General features: G+C 43.6%; 23 protein-coding genes. 16 read left to right on the top strand and 7 right to left on the bottom strand.

Annotation, left to right across the window (positions count from 1 at the left end):
- Positions 1-32: 32 nt before the first annotated feature.
- The 3 genes from M1L62_RS26535 (at position 33) to M1L62_RS26525 (ending at position 5,953) form a co-directional block, all read left to right on the top strand.
- Positions 33-3,509 carry a PVC-type heme-binding CxxCH protein gene (locus M1L62_RS26535; protein ID WP_254562683.1) on the top strand — a complete coding sequence of 1,159 codons (3,477 nt, stop codon included), beginning with the start codon at positions 33-35 and terminating at the stop codon, positions 3,507-3,509.
- Between the two features lie 259 nt (positions 3,510-3,768).
- On the top strand, positions 3,769-4,527 hold the full coding sequence (locus M1L62_RS26530; protein ID WP_254562682.1) for a ThuA domain-containing protein: 759 nt from the start codon (positions 3,769-3,771) through the stop codon (positions 4,525-4,527).
- Positions 4,528-4,636: 109 nt separating this feature from the next.
- The gene (locus M1L62_RS26525) at positions 4,637-5,953 is read left to right on the top strand and encodes a BNR-4 repeat-containing protein (RefSeq protein WP_254562681.1); all 1,317 of its coding nucleotides are present in this window, start codon (positions 4,637-4,639) and stop codon (positions 5,951-5,953) included.
- Positions 5,954-6,037: 84 nt separating this feature from the next.
- On the opposite strand, the gene M1L62_RS26520 is transcribed toward M1L62_RS26525, so the two are convergent.
- Positions 6,038-6,889 carry a hypothetical protein gene (locus M1L62_RS26520; protein ID WP_254562680.1) on the bottom strand — a complete coding sequence of 284 codons (852 nt, stop codon included), beginning with the start codon at positions 6,887-6,889 and terminating at the stop codon, positions 6,038-6,040.
- A 273-nt stretch (positions 6,890-7,162) separates the two neighbouring features.
- Between M1L62_RS26520 and M1L62_RS26515 the strand changes: the two genes are divergently transcribed.
- The 5 genes from M1L62_RS26515 (at position 7,163) to M1L62_RS26495 (ending at position 10,503) form a co-directional block, all read left to right on the top strand.
- Positions 7,163-8,023, top strand: a complete 861-nt coding sequence (locus M1L62_RS26515) for an alpha/beta hydrolase (RefSeq protein WP_254562679.1) — start codon at positions 7,163-7,165, stop codon at positions 8,021-8,023.
- A 55-nt stretch (positions 8,024-8,078) separates the two neighbouring features.
- Positions 8,079-8,420: a winged helix-turn-helix transcriptional regulator gene (locus M1L62_RS26510; protein WP_254562678.1), complete on the top strand. Its 342-nt coding sequence runs from the start codon at positions 8,079-8,081 to the stop codon at positions 8,418-8,420.
- Positions 8,421-8,563: 143 nt separating this feature from the next.
- Complete coding sequence (locus tag M1L62_RS26505; RefSeq protein WP_254562677.1) at positions 8,564-9,262, top strand: DUF8817 family protein; 699 nt, start codon at positions 8,564-8,566, stop codon at positions 9,260-9,262.
- Between the two features lie 213 nt (positions 9,263-9,475).
- Positions 9,476-9,901 carry a VOC family protein gene (locus tag M1L62_RS26500; RefSeq protein WP_254562676.1) on the top strand — a complete coding sequence of 142 codons (426 nt, stop codon included), beginning with the start codon at positions 9,476-9,478 and terminating at the stop codon, positions 9,899-9,901.
- Between the two features lie 125 nt (positions 9,902-10,026).
- The gene (locus M1L62_RS26495; RefSeq protein WP_254562675.1) at positions 10,027-10,503 is read left to right on the top strand and encodes a YMGG-like glycine zipper-containing protein; all 477 of its coding nucleotides are present in this window, start codon (positions 10,027-10,029) and stop codon (positions 10,501-10,503) included.
- A gap of 70 nt (positions 10,504-10,573) precedes the next feature.
- On the opposite strand, the gene M1L62_RS26490 is transcribed toward M1L62_RS26495, so the two are convergent.
- The 6 genes from M1L62_RS26490 to M1L62_RS26465 all read right to left on the bottom strand — a co-directional run bounded on the left by M1L62_RS26490 (position 10,574) and on the right by M1L62_RS26465 (position 17,662).
- Entirely contained in the window at positions 10,574-11,530 is a 957-nt protein-coding gene (locus M1L62_RS26490) for a DUF4886 domain-containing protein (RefSeq protein WP_254562674.1), read from the bottom strand.
- A 236-nt stretch (positions 11,531-11,766) separates the two neighbouring features.
- Positions 11,767-14,844, bottom strand: a complete 3,078-nt coding sequence (locus M1L62_RS26485; RefSeq protein ID WP_254562673.1) for a lantibiotic dehydratase — start codon at positions 14,842-14,844, stop codon at positions 11,767-11,769.
- Between the two features lie 94 nt (positions 14,845-14,938).
- Positions 14,939-15,298 (bottom strand): response regulator, encoded by a 360-nt coding sequence (locus M1L62_RS26480; RefSeq protein ID WP_254562672.1) that lies wholly within the window; start codon positions 15,296-15,298, stop codon positions 14,939-14,941.
- Between the two features lie 43 nt (positions 15,299-15,341).
- Entirely contained in the window at positions 15,342-15,485 is a 144-nt protein-coding gene (locus M1L62_RS26475; protein WP_254562671.1) for a hypothetical protein, read from the bottom strand.
- Between the two features lie 175 nt (positions 15,486-15,660).
- Entirely contained in the window at positions 15,661-16,854 is a 1,194-nt protein-coding gene (locus M1L62_RS26470; RefSeq protein ID WP_254562670.1) for a sensor histidine kinase, read from the bottom strand.
- 19 nt (positions 16,855-16,873) lie between these two features.
- On the bottom strand, positions 16,874-17,662 hold the full coding sequence (locus tag M1L62_RS26465) for a LytR/AlgR family response regulator transcription factor (protein WP_254562669.1): 789 nt from the start codon (positions 17,660-17,662) through the stop codon (positions 16,874-16,876).
- Positions 17,663-17,812: 150 nt separating this feature from the next.
- On the opposite strand from M1L62_RS26465, the gene M1L62_RS26460 reads away from it, so the two are divergent.
- From M1L62_RS26460 to M1L62_RS29470, 8 genes are all read left to right on the top strand, one after another.
- Positions 17,813-18,115, top strand: coding sequence for a helix-turn-helix domain-containing protein (locus M1L62_RS26460; RefSeq protein ID WP_254562668.1), 303 nt, complete (start codon positions 17,813-17,815; stop codon positions 18,113-18,115).
- A 135-nt stretch (positions 18,116-18,250) separates the two neighbouring features.
- Positions 18,251-18,679, top strand: coding sequence for a hypothetical protein (locus tag M1L62_RS26455; protein WP_254562667.1), 429 nt, complete (start codon positions 18,251-18,253; stop codon positions 18,677-18,679).
- A gap of 385 nt (positions 18,680-19,064) precedes the next feature.
- Positions 19,065-19,265 (top strand): hypothetical protein, encoded by a 201-nt coding sequence (locus tag M1L62_RS26450; protein WP_254562666.1) that lies wholly within the window; start codon positions 19,065-19,067, stop codon positions 19,263-19,265.
- Positions 19,266-19,293: 28 nt separating this feature from the next.
- Positions 19,294-19,488: a hypothetical protein gene (locus tag M1L62_RS26445; RefSeq protein WP_254562665.1), complete on the top strand. Its 195-nt coding sequence runs from the start codon at positions 19,294-19,296 to the stop codon at positions 19,486-19,488.
- A gap of 67 nt (positions 19,489-19,555) precedes the next feature.
- A complete protein-coding gene (locus tag M1L62_RS26440) occupies positions 19,556-19,753 on the top strand; it encodes a hypothetical protein (RefSeq protein WP_254562664.1) in 198 nt (65 codons plus the stop codon).
- A 304-nt stretch (positions 19,754-20,057) separates the two neighbouring features.
- The gene (locus M1L62_RS29480; protein WP_256527776.1) at positions 20,058-20,186 is read left to right on the top strand and encodes a hypothetical protein; all 129 of its coding nucleotides are present in this window, start codon (positions 20,058-20,060) and stop codon (positions 20,184-20,186) included.
- A gap of 43 nt (positions 20,187-20,229) precedes the next feature.
- Positions 20,230-20,358: a hypothetical protein gene (locus M1L62_RS29475; RefSeq protein WP_256527775.1), complete on the top strand. Its 129-nt coding sequence runs from the start codon at positions 20,230-20,232 to the stop codon at positions 20,356-20,358.
- A gap of 44 nt (positions 20,359-20,402) precedes the next feature.
- Complete coding sequence (locus M1L62_RS29470; protein WP_256527774.1) at positions 20,403-20,531, top strand: hypothetical protein; 129 nt, start codon at positions 20,403-20,405, stop codon at positions 20,529-20,531.
- Positions 20,532-20,633: the final 102 nt, after the last annotated feature.

Below are 20,633 nucleotides of genomic sequence, written 5' to 3'. Positions count from 1 at the left end.
CCGCTAACCGACTGAAAGCAGATAGCTAAAACATGAACGCATTAAACTATAAAAAGGCATTTTACGGAATCATGATCATTCCCATGGTTCTGCTGATTACATCTTCCGGGCATCCGGACAACAGAAAAGAGAATCAGGACCCGGATGTACAAAAGGAACTGGAGTCGTTTCATGTGGCCGAAGGTTTTGAGGTAACGCTATGGGCCGCTGAACCTTTGGTAGCAAAACCGATCCAGATGAACTGGGATGCAGACGGCCGGTTGTGGGTTGTCAGCAGCACCGCCTATCCGCACCTGAAAACCGGCGAAGAAGCCAATGACAAAATCTTCGTCATTGAGGATACTGATAATGACGGCAAGGCTGATAAAACCACCATTTTTGCAGAAGGGTTACTAACACCGACAGGAATTTTGCCGGGTGACGGCGGTGTCTACGTTGCGAATTCAACAGAAATCCTCCATTTTTCTGATACAGACGGGGACGGAAAAGCCGATAAAAAACGTCGTGTACTTAATGGTTTCGGCACGGGTGATGCGCATCACCTGATCCATACTTTCCGTTGGGGGCCAGAGGGAAAAATGTATTTTAACCAGTCGATATACATTTTCAGCCACGTTGAAACACCGTTTGGCACCAAACGTCTCGAAGCGGGCGGTGTCTGGCAGTTGAATCCTAAAACCCTGGAACTGGATGTCTATGCCCGCGGTGGTATTAACTTCTGGGGGTTGCAGTTTGACCGTTGGGGACAATCATTCCTTACCGATGGTGCCGGTGGCGAGGGTATTAACTATGCTTTTCCGGGTGCAGCCTTTGCCGCTACGCAGGGCGCCGAAAGAATCATCCGGGGTCTGAATCCAGGACAACCGAAACACAGCGGACTTGACGTCATTTCGGGAAGGCATTTACCCGATGCCTGGCAGGGCAGAATGATTACCAATGATTTCCGCGCAAACCGGATCAATAGTTTCAAACTGGAAGAACAGGGCGCAGGGTATGCTTCCAAACAAATGGAAGATCTGATGTGGACGGATAATGTAGCGTTTCGTCCGGTCGATATCAATGTGGGACCCGATGGCGCAATTTATGTGGCCGACTGGTATAACCCGATTATTCAGCATGGCGAAGTGGATTTTTTTGATCCGCGCCGTGATCAGGAACACGGACGTATCTGGCGCGTAGTCGCCAAAAATCGTCCGCTTGTCAAAACACCCAAATTAAACAATGCCTCGATTCCTGAATTACTGGAAGCACTGAAATTACCCGAAGATCTGACCCGTTCCAATGCGAAACAGGTTTTGAAAGAACGTGGCGCCAGGGAAGTAATTCCAGTACTGCAAAAATGGGTCAGTGCTTTGGATAAAAAAGATGCAAACTATGAGCATCATTTACTGGAAGCACTTTGGGTTTTCCAGGCTCTTGATACGGTAAATGAACCGCTTTTGCTAAGCCTTATCAACGCAGAAAGTCATAACGCACGGTCGTCTGCGTTAAGGGCGCTGGAATTCTGGCACACCAAAATAGCCAATGTGCCGGCAATTCTTGCCAAGGCAGTTACCGACAAACATGCACAGGTGCGGATGGAAGCGGTTATCGCGCTTAGAAAAACCAAAACGGCCGAAGCCGCCAAGACCGCATTGAATGCATTGGATTTTCAAATGGACGAATTCCTGGATTATGCCCTCTGGCAAACTACCCGCGAATTGCAGCCTTTGTGGATGGCAAGTTTGAAAACAGACGCCAACTACTTTGGAGACGCCAAGAAAACGGTTTTCGCCTTGAAATCCGTCAGTACGCCGGAAGCCGTTTCCCAACTTATAAAAATTTACGAAAAAGGACAGGTTCCGGAAGAATATCAGAAAGACGTACTGAGCGCCATCGCTAAATCAGGACAGGTGACCGACCTGAACACGCTGCTGGATCTGGCTATTGAAAACAAGGGAAAAACACTTATTCCACAGCTTAACGCGCTCGAAGATGCGGCACGTCAGCGGAAAATGAAACCTGCCAAAAATCCGGAACGTATTGCCGGTTTTATCGGCAACGAGGATGAGACAATCAACCTGACCGCCATCAGGCTCGTAGGCTTATGGAAACTCGAACAACTAAGTGACCGGCTCACAACGCTGATCAAAACCGGAACGCCGGCAACTAAAAAAGCGGCGTTGGGAGCCCTGGCATCCATTGATAAAGACAAGGCCATTGCTTTAATGGCCGATATGACGGGTCCGAAAAATACTGCCGAAGTACGTGTAATATCCACGGCTCAGCTGGCAGCGTTTAATCCTGTTGAAGCAGCACGTATTGGCACAGACCTGATGCGGACATTACCCGCCGGCACAGATATGTCCGATATTTTCCTGGCACTGATTTCCAACAAGCCGGGTACTGTCGCATTGACGGACGCCATTACCGCTAAAAAAATACCGGAAGCCATTGCCAAAACCGGCAGACAGCTTGTACAAACCCGGGTGATGTGGACGCGACAAAGACAAACCGACGTGCTTGCCCTGAAAGCTGCACTGGAAGAATCGGGAGGAAAAATGCCTGCCGAAAAAATGGCTCAGGAGCTTAATGACAAAGACATCGCAGGTTTGGCCAAGGTTATCGCCGACAAAGCTGATCCTGAAAAAGGCGAACTGATTTTCCGCAGGGCGGATGTGAACTGCACGACCTGCCATGCCATAGGTGGCGCGGGCGGGCGTATCGGACCCGATTTGAGTAGTCTGGGTACGAGCTCCCCGGCTGAAACCATTATCCGTTCTGTACTTTATCCCAACCTGTCCATTAAGGAAGGTTACGACCTGAAACGTGTGGTAAAAAAGGATGGCAGCGAACTCATGGGATATCTGGCCAGCGACGGCGCTTCTGAAATTGTTATCCGGGATGTTACCGGGAAAGAAGTGGCCATTCCTAAAAATCAGCTCGAACTGCTGGAAAAAGTACCCGGCTCGCTGATGCCTCCGGGATTGACGGCGAGTCTGGACAAGGAAGAGTTTATCAACCTGATTGGTTTCTTGTCGAAACTGGGCGAATCCGGTAAGTTCCGGGTGCCTACCGCCCGATTTGTGCGTCGCTGGAACACGGTAACTTCCAGCAAAGATCTTATCAAAAAGATTCTCGCAGACGGACCGGGATACGTGGCACGGGATAATGCCAAAGTATCGTTTGAACCGATTTACAGCAAAGTTGCAGGAGATCTTCCTTTGGCTGAGCTTCCGGTTATTGAACTCAATCCAGGCAAACGGTACAGTTTTATCCGTTTTGAAATTGAAGTCGTGACAAAAGGAAATGTCAATCTTTCCCTGAACACCACAACGGGACTTACCGCCTGGGTAAACGGGAAACCCGGAAAACTAACAGAGCATAACCTGGCCGCTGATCTTGCACAGGGCATCCACACGATAACACTCGCTGTTGACCGTGATGCATTCAAAAATCCGGCGCTGAATATCCAGTTGCTCGACGGTGAAAATGGCGGCGCACAAACAAGGCTTGTAATGGGCAAATAATCCGGCGAAGAAAAAAATTAAATGCAGCGTAAACGAGGTTAAGCGCAGAGTTTCCAGAGGTTTTTTTAATTTCGGGAAAGGAGTTAAACATCCGAGGGTATCTTAATTTCAAATCATTGATATTAAGCACTTTTAAACAACCGTAAAACTCAGTGTATAAACGGGCGGAGGCCGCTCCCTTTACTCAGCGTTTAATTACAAACCGAAAATAATACTTTTAAATCCCGAATATTAAAACACAATTTAATTTCAAATTCCAATGCTAAAAAAATCGCTAGCCCTGCTTCTTGTGATCATGAGTGCGGCTTTTGCCAACGCGCAGCAATTCAAAGTTTTGCTGTTTACAAAAACAGCCGGTTTTCACCACCAGTCCATTCACGAAGGTGTTGATGGCCTGAGACACCTTGCTGCAAGACACAATTTCACGGTGGACTGGCAGGAAAACGCATCTGTTTTTAATGAAAAACAATTGAAAGATTACGCGGCAGTCATTTTCCTGAACACAACCGGCGATGTACTGAACGATGAGCAGCAAGCTGCCTTTGAAAAATACATCCAGTCGGGTAAAGGATGGGTGGGTATCCACGCCGCTGCCGATACCGAATACGAATGGCCATGGTATACCAAAATGGTGGGTATGATGTTCAAAATTCACCCTGCACAACAGACGGCCTATCTGGATGTTGTGGACAGCAATTTCCCGGGATTGGAGCGTTTTCCTAAAAGAATGTTATGGACTGATGAGTGGTACGAATACCAGAAACCATACAAATCGAACGATCTGAAATTTTTGATCGGTATTGACGAAAAAAGCTACGACCCAAAAACCAAATGGGGAGATAACGAAGGCAAAGGTATGGGAGATTTTCACCCGATCGCCTGGTACCACAAATATGACGGCGGCCGTGCATTTTACACAGGCCTGGGCCACATCGGATTGGTTTACTCGGATCAGTCGTTTTTAGATCACCTTTACGGAGGAATTTACTGGGCTGCTACCGGGAAGGGGGTTAAATAATCATTTTAGCCATCTTCTGGTATAAATAAACTTTAAAATGAAATGGCCGAACCTATTCTGTCTTCGCAATGCAGAATAAGTTTGGTCATTTTTGATAATATTCCGTCTTATGTCACGAACCCCCCTTCTCCTTATCACCTTCCTAAGTCTCACGATCAGCCTTTCCGCCCAAACTGTTTCTACCCTCACCAACGACGGGGCCTGGTGCTGGTTTAGCGATCCGCGTGCGATTTACACCCATGATAAAAACGGATCGGTTATCACCGGCTGGGTGACCAAATCGGGTGATATTGTAGCTGCCTCGCTGGACCTGAAATCAGGGAAGGTTGCTCAAAAAAGACTATACACCAAACTCGAAATTGATGATCACGACAATCCTGCATTTTTGCAGTTGCCCGATCAGCGGATCCTTACCCAATACACCTGGCATGGCGGGACTAAAAACGGGATGGGGGTTATTCAAAATACCACGTCAAAATCCATTGACATCAGCACTTTTTCAGATTCGCTTGTTTTCAAACCACAGACGCCCGCGCTTTTGGAGAAGTTTAAACGTGAAACCTATACCTATGCCAACCCGTTTATCCTGAGCAGTGAGAACAACAAAGTTTACAGCTTCGGCCGTTGGGTCGGTTTTAAACCCAACTTTATTACCTCCACCGACAATGGCAAAACCTGGTCGGATCCGGTAGTGGTGATCACTTCCAAAGAACTGAATACAAATAACCGGCCCTATGTCAAGTATTATTCAGACGGAAAATCGAAAATCCATCTCATTTTCACCGACGGACACCCCAATGCAGAACCGCTGAATTCTGTTTATTACTGTTATTACGAAAAGGGAGCTTTCTGGCGGGTTGACGGCTCCAAAATTGCCAATATCGATCAGCTTCCTTTCCACCCGTCAGATGCGTCGGTCATTTACCAAGCAACGCCGGAGACCGGAAAAGCATGGATATTTGACATCGTTATCGACAAAAAAGGAAGGCCGGTTGTCGCCTATACGCGTTACCCGACCAATGAAAAACATCAGTATCATTACACCGTTTATGACGGCAAAAAGTGGAACGACCATCATCTGATCGATTCAGGGAAGTGGTTTCCGCAAACACCGGAAGGTAAAAAGGAGCGTGAGCAAAACTATTCCGGCGGCCTCACGATCGACCCGCTGGATCCCTCCATCGTTTACTTTTCACATGAAGTTAACAACGTCTTTGAAATCTCCAAAGGTCAGACCAAAGACCTCGGCAAAACCTGGCAAATCACCCCAATTACCCGAAATTCAAAACTGGACAACGTACGCCCGGTGATTCCGAGATACAAAAAGAAAGGAGATCAGAATGTGTTGTTATGGATGCAAAACCGGAAGTATCTGCATTACACGGAGTATGATTGTGGGATTAAGTGGGTGAAATTAGCTGATTAACTTACTATACCAACGCTAATAAAGTAAAATTAAACTATCAGCATACATATGCCTCATATTTCCAGTATTGATTAGTTAATTCAATCACAATAATCCTAAGAATCGCAGTTTTATTTCTTGCTTTTTGCGTCTGTAAAATTCCTTGACTTTACCATCTTTACTAATATTATCCAATCCTCTCACCATGATATACAATCCACCGAACAATTTTATAATGAAATTTGAATCGTATTTTTCAAATGCTACTCTACATGCAAGCAATCCTATAATGACTTCAACAGAACCATAATATATAATCTTTTCCTCTTTGAATATATACATGGAGACAGTCAAGGTAACCCCAATCATAACGTAGATTAACTCATTACTTCTAAAATGATAAAAAATATAATTTTGAAAATCTGTATCAAATAATACAAAATATATTGATACCAATACAATTGTGGAAAAGACTAGACTAGCTATCTCTATTAGTTTATTCTTATTTGCATCATAAAATAACCATCTCTCGACTGGATTTCTTTTTTTGAAGAAAACTCTAATGAGCTCTTGAATTTGAGATTCATTTAAACATCCTAAATAGCTCTCTACAGTATTTCTGCACACATCGTGATCGATTGTTGCAATCTTAACCGACTTATCTGGAATTTTATCAATTTCGCCATAACCAATCTTGAACAGACGTTTATCTGGAAGATCAATAAACGAGAACATATCCTCAGATATCTTATATTTGCTATTATTGCTGTCTACTAATCTAATTCGCTCACTTTTATTAACAAGAGTTAAAATATTATGGAACAACTGAGACTCGAGATTCTGTTCCAACTCAGTCATTACATGAATTGGGATTATAATCATAGTATGTTTTTTTTTGATTCTTAGAATTTCAGGATACTTTGTGAGGGTTACACTATCAACTATTATCTTCTCCATAGTGCATTAATTAAGCCGATTTGATGAGGATAAGGGAAAATGAAATAATTTAATATTTACACGCACCTTTCCAATTGGAAGAATTGTGCAAAGTCTGACTGTTAACCTACTTTTATTATCAGAATTCATGGTTAATGGATCTGAATTATCTCATATTTAAATAAAATGAATTCTACTTGTAATAGCAAAATCTACTGAATTCAAATGCACGATTTAACCCGCCAAAAAAGAATTTCATATTTTTGACGCATATATAAATCCTTGACAAAAATAATGAAGCTCTTAGCCCCCATTCTTGTACTTACTTTTTTCACAACATTAACTTTCGCCCAGAAAAATACTCCTTCCCAGGCAGATCATCCCAAACCATTCGTTCTCGGCGTCATTGACGAAATTCACTCTTCTGTATTATCAGAAAAAAGAATTTTGAACATTTACCTCCCCGAAGGTTACAGTAAAACGGACACGACAAAATATCCGGTTGTATACCTGCTCGACGGTTCGGCGGACGAAGATTTCATTCATGTCACGGGGCTTTTTCAGTTCAACAATTTTTCCTGGATCGACCGGGTTCCCAAATCAATTATTGTAGGGATTGCCAATGTGGACAGGAAGCGGGACTTCACTTACCCAACCACCCTCGAAGCGGACAAAAAAAGATATCCCACCGCAGGCCATTCCGACAAATTCATTAGCTTTCTGGAAACGGAGTTACAGCCGTTTATAGAAAAAAAGTATAAGACAAACTCCGCCAAAATGCTGATCGGACAGTCGCTGGCCGGATTACTGGCGACAGAAATCCTGTTGAAAAAACCGGCGCTGTTTAACAAATACATCATTATCAGTCCAAGCTTATGGTGGGATAACGGCTCGTTACTGAGCTTGTCGCCTGCTAATGTCGACCAGAAAACCGGTATTTATATTGGTGTTGGCAAAGAGGGGCTCACTCCCGGCGACACTCCACGCGTTATGGAGGTCGATGCCAATTTACTGGCCGAGAAGTTAAGAAAAGTGAAAAATTCATCGGTACATTTTGACTATCTGCCAGCAGAAGATCACGCAACCATTACCCATCAGGCTGTTTTTAATGCGTTGCGGTTATTGTATCCTTCGCAGCAAGAGGGAGAAAAATAAATAAAGCTGTCGGCATCCTGGAAAAGAACATGAGAAATCTTCTGAACATTTACCCATGAAAGAGTTCTTATACAAAAACAGAGTATACTATAACCCCGTCGAGTTTGCAATGGCACATATCGGTGGAATATGGAAAATTCCCATTTTGATATGTCTCCGTAATGGCCCGGTAAGATATGGTGATCTAAAAAAATCAATAAACCATATTTCAGATAAAATGCTGATAACTCAATTACGCGAACTGGAAGACAAAAATATGCTAACCCGGCATTCCTTTTTGGAGAAGCCCCCCAGAGTAGAATATCAATTGACCGAAAGAGCTTTAAAAGCGCTTCCTGTTATCGACCAGCTGACAGACTATGGACTTTTTTTAATAGAAGAAGAAGGCCTTAATTAAGAACATACTTGTAAAACTCCTGAATTCAGAAACCAACGATTTTGCCATCGCGATCTTCACACTGCTTTATATACAAAAAAGTATATAAAGATGGCGGTCCAAAGCAAAGTTTTTAGGTTTGCAGCGAACACAATTCAGAAAAAATGACTCAGAGAGCGTGGATTACTATTCCGGTTTTATCCTGTCTGTCGATAGAGAAGACCTTGGATTTTTGGGAGTTGCTTGGATTTAGGGTTACCTACAAACAGACCCGCCCTTACCCCTATGGGGTTGTAGAGCGGGCAGGCTCCCAACTGCACTTTACAGCCGCCAAACAAGGTAAAGAAATGAATCAATCATTTACGGGTTGCCTTGTCACGGTGCCCGATGCGGAAAAAGTATATCAGGAATTTACCCAAAAGTTAAAGGCCGGTTTTGGAAAAATTCCAAATACGGGGATACCCAGGATTTCACGAATGAAACCAGGAACAACCCGGTTCACGCTGACCGACCCGGCCGGCAATTCCATCATATTTATCCATTACGGAGAGAAAGACCAAAAAACCTGGGAAAGGGCGGAAAACAAAAACCAAACCCCGCTGCAAAAGTCGATCGCCGCTGCCGTACGGTTTCGGGATTACAAAAATGATGACAAGGCAGCCGCAGCAATTCTTGACGCAGCCTTGAAGCGTGCTGACAATGAAATCCGAATAGACGTGGCTGAGGCATTGGCCATACTTATAGAGCTCGCTGACTTTATGAACGACTCATTAAAGTCAAGCGAATGCAGTGACTTGCTAAGAAAAATGGATTTATCAGAAGAAGAAATAAATATGGTAAGAAAAAAGCACAGCATCAGATAGCCCTAGCCGATGTTATTCTAAAAAAAGCCAGGAGGTAGATCTTACTTGTCATCGATAATCGTTTTAATATCAGCAAACAACGCAATTATGGGGAACTGACAATAACCTGTCCCGATTTACCCTGAAAATGTCGTTTTATCCCCCCTTGCAATTGATAAAATCTGTCTAAAATTGTATCGTAAATTAATTGTTAAACCTTAGAACGCCTGACAGATGAACAACCAGATTTTCCCATGCATGTGGTTTGACGGCAATGCCAAAGCCGCAGCCGATTTCTATTGCTCCGTTTTCAAGAATTCAAAGATCCTGGATGAAAATCCGATGGTGGTCATGTTCGAACTGAATGGTAACAAAGTAATGGGCCTGAACGGCGGGCCGCATTTTAAATTTAACGAAGCACTGTCTTTTGTCGTCAATTGCGACACGCAGGAAGAGATCGATTATTACTGGGAAAAATTCACTGCCGATGGCGGACAGGAAAGTATGTGTGGCTGGCTGAAAGACAAATTTGGTTTTTCCTGGCAAATCGTCCCTTCCATGATCGGGCAGCTTATGTCAGATCCGGCAAAAGGGCAGAGGGTCATGCAGGCTATTATGGGAATGAAAAAGCTGGACATCGATAAACTTAAAAATGCCTAGGACGAAATAATTTGTTCGACGGTTACTATAATGAATTATTCCGCGACTGATTTTACAATAAACTATCCGGATTGGCACGGTTTTAGGACTTAATATATATTATTGAATAACCTAAAATCTAAACTATGAAATCGCTAATCTTAATAATTTGTGCTGTTTCGTTTTTAACAGCCTGTAACAGTGGCCCGAACAAAGAAGCGGAAGCACTGAAAGCGAAGCAAGTGACGATCGACTCTATGAAGGCAGTTATAGCCAAACAGGCCGTAATTGATTCAATGAATGCCATAGTAGCGGATCGTGAAGCGAAGCTCGCCAACGAACGTGAGGAAAAACTGGCGGCAGAACGTGAGGAAAAAAACAGTCAGGTTGTGGCAAATAACAACATTGCAGCAGCACCAGCCGCTACCCGGAAGAAAAAAGGATGGAGCCATACGGCCAAGGGTGCCGTTGTAGGGGCCGGAACAGGAGCCATAACCGGTGCAATAATTAATAAAAAACACGCTCAGGGCGCTCTCGTTGGAAGCTTGGTCGGCGCTGGTATTGGCGCAGGTACCGGTGCGATTGTTGATCACGCCAAAAAGAAGAAAAATAACGCTAACTGATAAGATATGCTATTGACAAGCAAAAGGGATTCCGGTTGAACCGGAATCCCTTTTGCTTGTATGAACAACACTATTTCGTTTTCTTACCACCGTGGGTCACGTCATGCGCTGCAACTTTCAATTTGGCAGCAAATGCTTCCGGGACTTTATCAGGCCGGAATTGTAGCTTGCCCGGCGACTCATGAAACAAGACTGCATACCACACCAATCCACCCAGATAACAACCCGCTTCATTGGCGTGGTTTGCATCAAAGGCAAGTTTCTGGCTATTGTTGTAATGATAACCTACGTGCAAAGAATTGGTCTGATCCGGTAACGACGGGCTTTGCGCATTGTCCACGTTAAAGCCGGTATCCGGTTTGTAAGCGGTTTTCTGATCTGAATTTATTTTCCAGAAAGCGTCACCAACCGGGAAAAGCGGAATACCAAGTTGGCCGGCAATGGTATGGTACGAAGCTCTCGATTTTTCCCACATTTCCTGGGCACTCGAAGCAAACTGCTTGTCAGCAACCTGCGTAAACTGCTTCGCATCAACCCGGTAAGCCCAGGTCTGCTGCATTACAATCCTGGCCTTCGGCTGAATGGATTTCACAAGATCAACAAGTTTTTTGGCATAGGGAGAATAAGTCGTAACATCACCTGAATTCATGGAATTCTGTTGGATGGTGACTACATCCCAGGTTCCGGCCGACAATAATTCCCGTAGTGACTTCCCGTTATACGCCTTTCCCTTTGGATCTTCGGGATTTTTTTCGGCAGCTTCCGCGATTTCCCAATGACGCTGCAAGGAGCATCCACCCAACTCCGCACGCCCGATTTTTAATGGGTGCCCGCCTTCGGCCGCGAGCTGCGGGAGATATCTTGTGGCATTCTGCGAAAAGCTGTTTCCAATCAAAAACAATCGGAGCGTATCTGTTGCAGCCAAAACACCGGCCTTAGCCGAAATACTGCCCGTCAGAAAAACGAATAATAATATCATCATGCTGCCTATATGCGCAGCACTTTTCGGTCTGAGTTTAGTGATCATCGAAATGTTATTTATTAAAAAAACCGGATTAATAATGCGACGGCTCCTGGTAAAAGCCGATTTGTAAAATTAATCGATGTAACCCGTTTTGGACAATAATTTATGAGATTTAAGCTGTTTCTTTTGGGGACGATAGATTTTGTTGACCATTGACGATCGCCCATTGACAATCGGCCATCGACAGTCCATCATCGTCAACGGTCAATGGTCAATGGTCAATGGTCAGCCATCAATCCTCAACGGTCAACCATCAACACCCCTCCTTTCAGCCTCACCTTTTCAGAGGCATATTGTTTGGCCAGGCAGTGGTAGATGATCAGCTCATAAGCCCTTTGTTTGGATGGAAATATACGATTGACCGTCATGTGTACGAGGCTGCTCAATACAGAAAAAAGTTGCATTTTATCCGTTAAACAGGTTGTCAGCTTTTTAACATAAGCATCCGAATCCGTCTCCGGTTCGCTGATCTGCAACACCTGGTCCATCATCGGCTTGAAAAATCTGTATTTCTCGCTGAGCTGTTTTCGTAAGGCGCTATTCCCATTGAATTCCGCAAAAAAACCTTCTTTTAAACGCTCCAAAAGTTCGTGACGGTCGGTAAAGGAAATGTCGGCACTCGACAACAGTTTATTGATCAACCTGACCGCGAATGCGAAACGCTGGGTTTCGTCACAAGTCTCTCCGGTGTGATGTAAAAAATTGAGTATCGAAAGACTATCATAATGAAAAAGTGTTTCGCATAACTCAATTTGTTCCATGCCATAACGTTCCAGCTCCCGATGATACGTGTCCACCTGAATTTTATGCACGATGCCCGTATGGATATTATGCTGAAGCACATCTTCAATCGCCCGAATAACGTGGTGGTAAAAATCAAGTCGCTGATTGCCACGAAAACGTAATCTCAGATGCGGATCAGGGTCGTTGTAACGGACAAAGAAAAATTTGTTAATAACCTGATCTTCCAGAAGCTGCCGGATGATGGGATATAAACTTTGGATCAGGATTGTATCTGACGACTTTTCGCCGGTATAAATTTTCAGGTATAACCATTCGCTCCCGATCGAAAAACGTCGTTTCGGAATGCTCGCTGAATTTACCGACAGGCCGGGAATCGGAACTACGGAGGTATTTCTGAAAGGAATTACCATCTCACTGGCGTATTTTTTTCCGTCATGTTTTAGTAAACAGTTCTCCGGAGTTGATAAAAATTCTTTGATCCTGACCGTCGTTTCCTTTTGCAATGCCTGCCACAACAACTGCAGCGAATAAGTAATACCAGCATCGACGAACAATTCATTATCCCCGGAAACAATAACAAATTGCCCGGGAATTTCCATATCCTTTAATTTTCCAGCCAGCGATTGTGGATCCATCGTACGGAACTCCGCTGATTGCAACAACCAGCTTGCCCGGCTCAGAATGATATTTTTATACCGGACCTGCGGCAGATAGTGCTGGTCTTTCAATAAATCCCAGTCAAAACGGATATTCAAATACGAATCCTGATGTTGTAAATCGCATAAAAACCGGTAAATGGGCAGGCCGGTCTGGTAGTTATGTGCATTGGAAAGACGTGGAATAATACGTTTGTTCAGCCGTTTGGACCTCAGCACCACATGTCCGGACCGTACCGAAACCATGATATCCTGAATAGGAATCTGGAAGTTTTCCTCAACCGAGGATTTTCCCATGTAGGGAATTTCATACTGATACAGAGATGGCCGCGCCATAATATTACCCGCCCGGGAATCAGGGCAATAAATAATTTCAGCAAAAATGACATCCGGACTATGAAGTTCCTCCTCCCTCGCGCAGCGTTTCAAATGATCGTGCAGTTTTGCACTGCCTTCGTAAAACCGGCTGATGATATTTACTGCGGAAGGACCATTACACGCCAGCAAATTGAAGATAAATTCACCTTTATCGACCGACTCCGGTGAGCCGGAAAGCAAATTTCCAAACGCATAAAAACTGTAAGCCAGGGGCTGTTTACTCTGCGGCTGATTATGGGCAATATTTGCCAGATCCTTGTCTGTCAGCTCAACTACCGGAGATTTATCACGTAAGGTATTGGTGTATTTTTCCAGGACAAATTTTTGCCACCATCCGTCCGATTGCGTTTTATTCGAATATCCCGCAGACGGCAGCGACAGTTCATCAATCATAGGCGTATAACTCGCACCCAACGACGAGAAAGACCCATAACCGATCCCGATTTCCTGATCCAGCGCCATCACCAGCGGCACCTCCTCATCCTCATAGCGGTTCCTGAAACGTTGCCGGAATTCATCCAGATCAGTGCTTGTGTTGTGCTGATTTAATACCATCAGCTTGGTGAGCAGTCGCTGTATGTGCTGGATGCTGTCTTCTTTTAACCGGTTTTGTGTGTAAGGAAAGAAGGTATCTACCTGAATAATGTCCTGTTTAGCTGGCAAAAGTGTCAGTCTTTCCATCGCGCTGCGAAGCTGGCGGTACATATCAATCCGGTTCTCCGTCTGACTTAACATGAGCCGGAATTCTTTTAACCGTTCCGTTATTTCGGACGTTTCGCTTAATGAAGAAAGTCTTGAAATCAGCACATCGAGAAAATCCGGACCGGTAATGACCGTTTCAAGATCAAAAATGAGAATTTTATTGGCAATAAGCTGTTGGATAAAATCCAGTGATTCATCGGGGTCGATACCGTGGCTGACCAGTAAATCGCCCAGATCCCGGACCGTGGCACCCCGGCTGGCGAGATCAAAAATCAGCGACAAATATTCATTGCCTTCGATGGAACTGATAAAATAGTTTCGCTGCGCCTGATTTCGGAACTCCTCAATATAGCGGTAATTATCCCCCACCATATACAGGGAAGTATTGGGGTACAATTGAAGCTGTTCCTGAATAACCGGCTGCTCCACCAGCCATTCCTTGACAGCGATCAGGCATTCAAAATCAATTCTGGTATGCCGGTCGATTTTTTCCGGCGAAGGAATTTCAAATCTGGTTTCAGCGCCTATTTCCCCCAGCGCACAGCCCGAAAACAAACCATAAGGCGTGCTCCTGGTGCTCGTTCTTACCAGATATTTGTATAAAGTAGTCAGTAGTTTCTGTTTTTCAGATAACGTTTCGCCGGATAACCAAAGCTGAAAACGCCCGTACAAAGCCGGCGAGGCTACAAAAATAGATTCCTGCGCGAGCAGATCCTGATAATAGGTTTTTAGTAATAACTCCGGAGATGTTTCCGAAAGCTGGTCATGAAACTCATTTAATTGCTCAATAGACACCGTTGGGCGGCGTAACAAATAGAAATCAGAATGCCGTATCATATTAGGGATGAAGTTTATAACCCCTAAGTAACAGATATATTACTGCTTTCTCATACGATTTGTAGTTAAAATTCTACCGATAACTAACAATAAATTAGACATCGTGACTTATGACCTTTTCAATGGTCAACTGAAAATTGGCCATCGAAAACGGTTCTTTCAAAAAAGAAGCCGGATGTAGCTCATACCCGGAAAAAACATATTCCGGGTATGGGGCTGTAATGATCAAAGCTTCCTGCTTACGAAGTTCCGACAAAATATCCTCAGGGATAATCTGATCAGGGGATGGAAGGCTTGCAAAAACCAGGTCGTAATTTTTTGTCTGAAGCATTTCAAGCGCTTCTTCTGAATATGCCCCGGACCAGGTGAGGTCCAGAAAGCCGGTCCGGTGGATGTAATTTTCTATAAAACTCTCCGCCAGCCACGATCGGTTGATAAGTATGCAGCTATACATGCAAATGGCAGGTTATTTTGTAAATACTTCCTTTTAAAGGGTATTATAAAAACGATGTTGTTACCATCGTGGTAACAGGGGCACCGTTCTGGCCATAACTGTTTGTGCTCAATGTGACAATTCTTTCTTTTTTCAAAACCAGGCGAGAAGAAGTAGTGGCGGAAATTGTAGATTTCGTTTGCATCATTTCTAAAGGTTGAATGTTAAGAAATAAAATATTAATTCACAGAGCCGTTGTTTGCTTTATGATGAAACGAAGGTATCGGAGGAGAAAGCGGTTTGAAATTTATTTAGACAGGCAGGGGAGCGTGTTTCGACGAATGCCAAAATAAGCACGCCGAATCATTCATCGAAAAACGAAGTTAGTCGAGTTTGATGCTGACCATCACTTCATATTCCGTCGCCGTTTGGGTGAAAGTAAGATCGTGGCGGTCAGGATAAATAAGATTTAGGCGTTTTCGCGTGTTGATAAGCCCTATCCCACCGGATTTTTTAATATCGGCGGATGGTATCAGCGGTGTCATTTGTTCGGGCAGGCTATTCTGAACCGTAAAATACAACACACCATTTTCGATGACGGAGGAAACGTGAACGTAGGAAGATTTCCTGCTCAGGTTAACCCCATGTTTAAAAGCATTTTCGACCAGGGAAATCAGCAGCAGCGGTGCGATATTATATCCTTTCATGACACCGTCGGTAGCAAATGAAATATCAACGAGGTTCTGAGAATGTCTGTATTTTTCGAGGTCCAGATAATTGTTGATATATTCCATCTCCTCTTGCAGCGGCACCTTCTCTTCATTGGCGCCATACAAGCTGTAACGCATGAGGTCAGACAGTTTTAAAACCAGGTCAGAGGCTTGTTCGTCCACATCCACGGTACGTGCGTAAATGCTGTTGAGCGTATTAAACAGGAAATGAGGATTGATCTGTGATTTCAAAAAGCCGAGTTCCAGAGACAGGTTATCCCGCTCCAACGCCAGGTTATCGCGTTCCAGGGCAAGTTTGTCGGTTTCTAGCGACATGTTTCTTTTCTGTAACGATAAAATATCCCTGAAATACTTAATGCACAGATAAATTGTCACAATTTCGAAACTGAACCCGAAATTCCAGTAAGCAACTTTCGGATTTGTAAAACATCCAAACCAACCGGCTGTACCAACGAGCAGCTCGTTCATCTTCCTGATCCATATATCCGGCGAACCGTTGGGTTTAGCGGCATCGCTGTACGGAAGTAACTGGTCGATTGAGATATAATTGGTCCAGTAAATAACCAGAAAACTTACCAGTGAATAAAAAACAAAAGTTGGTATTTGCTTCTTGTACAGGTATTTGGGAAAAATAAAGAGGCTAAAAAAGTAATACAGGAATAAGGTCTGAAAAAAAATAAGCAAGCAAAAAAAATTGACAATCAATTCGTTATCCCGCAAGTAAGGCCCAATGGCAACGTACTTGACAATAACCCAGGTCAGGACGACTAACAGAAAATGAGATATATTCTTTTTCAGGTTTGCGTTTTCAGACGACACACCAAGCGTGAAGTTTTTTACTCCCATAAAACAGACGTATGATTGGTTATGATCTCGTTCTTTTCATGACATCCAGCACAGCCTCCCTGTAAGTCACTCCGATATCCACTTTCCTGCCGTCGGTTGTTGTAATCTGGTTGCCGTCAATTTCATTGATGGCATTTATTCTGATGATATACGACCTGTTTACCCGCAAAAAGCGGTTTTCAGGCAGCATACTTTCCATTTTGGCCATGGTATTATGCGTCACGATTGTCCTCCCAACCAGATGGATCTTGATATAATCTTTCATCGCTTCAATGAGCACGATATCGTCCGGCACAACCCGCACCAGTTTTTTATCTTCCTTGATCAAAAGAAAATCGGCTCCGTCATGATTTGTTACTTTCTTATCCTCGGCAGCTTTCCCTTCCGGTTTTGGAGCCGTTGCCGGAGATAGGGAAGCGACAGGATCAGCCTTTCCCGTCACAGGAAATACTTCGATCACCTTGTTGATGGCCCGCATAAACCGCTCGAATGAGGCTGGTTTAAGCAAATAATCGAGCACCTGGTGTTCAAACCCCTCGACCGCGTATTGCGGATAAGCCGTAACCATGATAATTTTTGGACGGTGTCCCTGCAAAGTTCTGATAAATTCAAAACCATTCATTTCAGGCATTTCAACATCCAGGAAAATCAGATCGGGTTTAACATGCTGAACCTGAAAGAGTGCATCCACGGCATTACCAAATTCACCGGCTATTTCAAGAAACGGTACGCGTGCAACAAATTTTTTGATAAGCTCCCGGGCATCCGGTTCGTCGTCAATGATAAAGCACTGTATGGTTTTATTCATGGCTTGATTTTGTGTATTCACCTACAATTTTACCGCTATTGATCGAAAAGAGTTATAAATCAGTCGAAATAGTTTTAGATGCCGCCATTTACAAATTTACTTTGTTGCCATCAAAGTCGGTAAACAACTCAAATTTAAACACTTACTGTTATGAACACTGTCAATTCAATCAATTCGGTTAGTAATTCCAATCTGTTCTCCATGCAGGTTATGGGTACGAAAGTTCGTAAGTTACGTGAGATATATGGATACTCACAAGAGTATGTTGCTTTTCAAATGAATATCAGCCAGGCCGCTTACAGTAAAAAGGAATCGGGCCGCACGGATCTTTCACTCTCCTGTTTAAACAAAATCGCGGAGATCTATCACCTGACTATCATTGATTTAATCAGTGTCAGCACACAGGAGCTGCTTTTGAAAATAATCAAGGCAGATTCAAAACTGATTGCCTGATCTCATTCCGGTCCGACCAATCAGCACTTATTACCAAAAGGAATAGACTATAGTTTTCAATTATTGATGAGAACCTTAAAAGCCTGCAACTTTGTATCGCAGGTTTAAAACCGAACAAAGGGAATAAACGAACTTATGGAAAACGAAAAATCACTCCAGTGTCCCAGTTATATCGCCAAACCAGGCGCTGATTTGTTTGGGATTGTTAACCCGGATGGTAAAGTAGCTTATCTGGACGAACCTGTGAAAATTGATAAAACATTTGTTGACGCTGCCAAAGCCCATGAAGAAGAAACGGGAAAAGCGGCCGAAGAACGCTTCCGGTTTTCCGGCAAATGTATTCAGGGCGGTTGCAGCCAGTGGAGCCATGCACACGCATCGTGCAGTTTGGTAGGACGGGTGATCGAAGCGATGAATAAAAAAGCCGAACGCGAGGATCTGCTGGCACCATGCGCCATCCGGACCAATTGCCGCTGGTACGCTCAACAGGGCGCCTTAGCCTGCGCCAATTGTAACGAAATTGTTCGGAGCGTGGAAAAGGAAAGACTTGAAATCGCCGCCTGATAACCAAACGGAATAAAGTACAACTTTACGTTTTTGATTCTCAGAGGCTTGAAAACGAAATTTGTAAGGAAGTTAAAAGTGAAACGAAGGTACTGAGAAGGAGTAAAAAAGCACCCGCAATCAGTTACCCGGTTTATAACCAAAAGTTAACAATTACAACTTTAAGTTTTTGATACAGAATCGCTTGAAAACGAAATTTGTAAGGAAGTTAAAAACGAAGCGAGGGTACTGAGAAGGAGTAAAAAAGCACCCGCAATCAGTTACCCGGTTTATAACTAAAAGTTAAAGATTACAACTTTAAGTTTTTGATACAGAATCGCTTGAAAACGCAATTTGTAATAACAAAACTGAATGGATCAGGTTAATTTCTAACAAAACAAACCGCATGAAAAATCTAGGGATAAGCGCTCTTTTGGCAATTACCGTGCTGTCATCATGCCAAAAAGAAAACATTGAGCCGGTTGCCATGATCCAAAATTCGAAAGGAATATTAGACGTGCGCACCGCAACCGATACCACTTCCGGTAAACCTTTGGAAGAACAGGATATTCATCTGGTTAACCAGGAACATTTCATTGAAGAGTGACATTTTTTCAACCAAAACAATCATTAAAATGAAACAGCGATTAATTTTTGCGTCCCTGCTGGGCATCGCAATGGTGTCCTGCCAAAAAGAGGACATAAGCCCTGAAACAAAAATTGTTTCCCAACCGGCAAATTTCACAGAAGTCGACACGGACAAACCATTGAAACCAGGTGATCCGACATCTCCCAAGCCCGCTAAGCCGGAAGTCGTAGTATCCTACTAAGCCCATATCACTTCATCAACAAACCATAACGTATACCCAAAACAGTTCACCGCTAACTTTTCATCAAATGACAAACAAAACACAAGAGACGGTATCGGGCCTGAAAGGTTCTGCTACTTCAAAAGAAGATTTCATGCGCAAACTTGCACAAATGGAAACCGGTGAAATCTCCGACGAAGCACTAGCCAAAATTGATGGCGGCATATCCTTTCCCGGCGCAGTTTTCGGGTTGTATATTCCAACCAAAGACATTTTGACGCTGTAACAAGCACTTACAATGGGGGCATTAGCCATGAAAATTCATTCATGAGCTCCCGGGAGACCTTTAAACGAGTAACGCTTACAACACATCTTTATCGAATAAAAAATTACATCTCAAATCATTAAACAAACACTACAATGGAAATCNCAACCAAAGACATTTTGACGCTGTAACAAGCACTTACAATGGGGGCATTAGCCATGAAAATTCATTCATGAGCTCCCGGGAGACCTTTAAACGAGTAACGCTTACAACACATCTTTATCGAATAAAAAATTACATCTCAAATCATTAAACAAACACTACAATGGAAATCACAAACGAAAAAACAACAGAACTGGTTGAATTGAACGCTGCTGAATTGGCAAACGTTGACGGCGGATGGTACGTATCTCTGCTGTGGGGCGCGATCGAATTCGGTTCTTCTCACAACTAATTTTCTAAAAAAACTTTAATCAAACTTATAAACAAACACTACAATGGAAATCGTAAACGACAAAAACACAGAATTGGTTGAATTGAACGCTGCTGAATTGGCAAACGTTGACGGCGGATGGTACGTATCTCTGCTTTGGGGCGCAATCGAATTCGGTTCTTCTCACAACTAATTTCTCTAAGACATCTTTTTTCAAACTTCTAAACAAACACTACAATGGAAATCCAAAACGACAAAACCACAGAACTGGTTGAATTGAACGCTGCTGAATTGGCAAACGTTGACGGCGGATGGTACGTATCTCTGCTTTGGGGCGCAATCGAATTCGGTTCTTCTCACAACTAATTTTCTAAAAAAACTTTAATCAAACTTCTAAACAAACACTACAATGGAAAACGTAAACGACAAAAACACGGAATTGGTTGAATTGAACGCTGCTGAATTGGC

Source organism: Dyadobacter diqingensis, assembly GCF_024220585.1.
Classification (GTDB): Bacteria; Bacteroidota; Bacteroidia; order Cytophagales; family Spirosomataceae; genus Dyadobacter; species Dyadobacter diqingensis.
The sequence above is the reverse complement of the archived record's forward strand: the minus strand, read 5'-3'. Positions and strand labels throughout refer to the sequence as shown.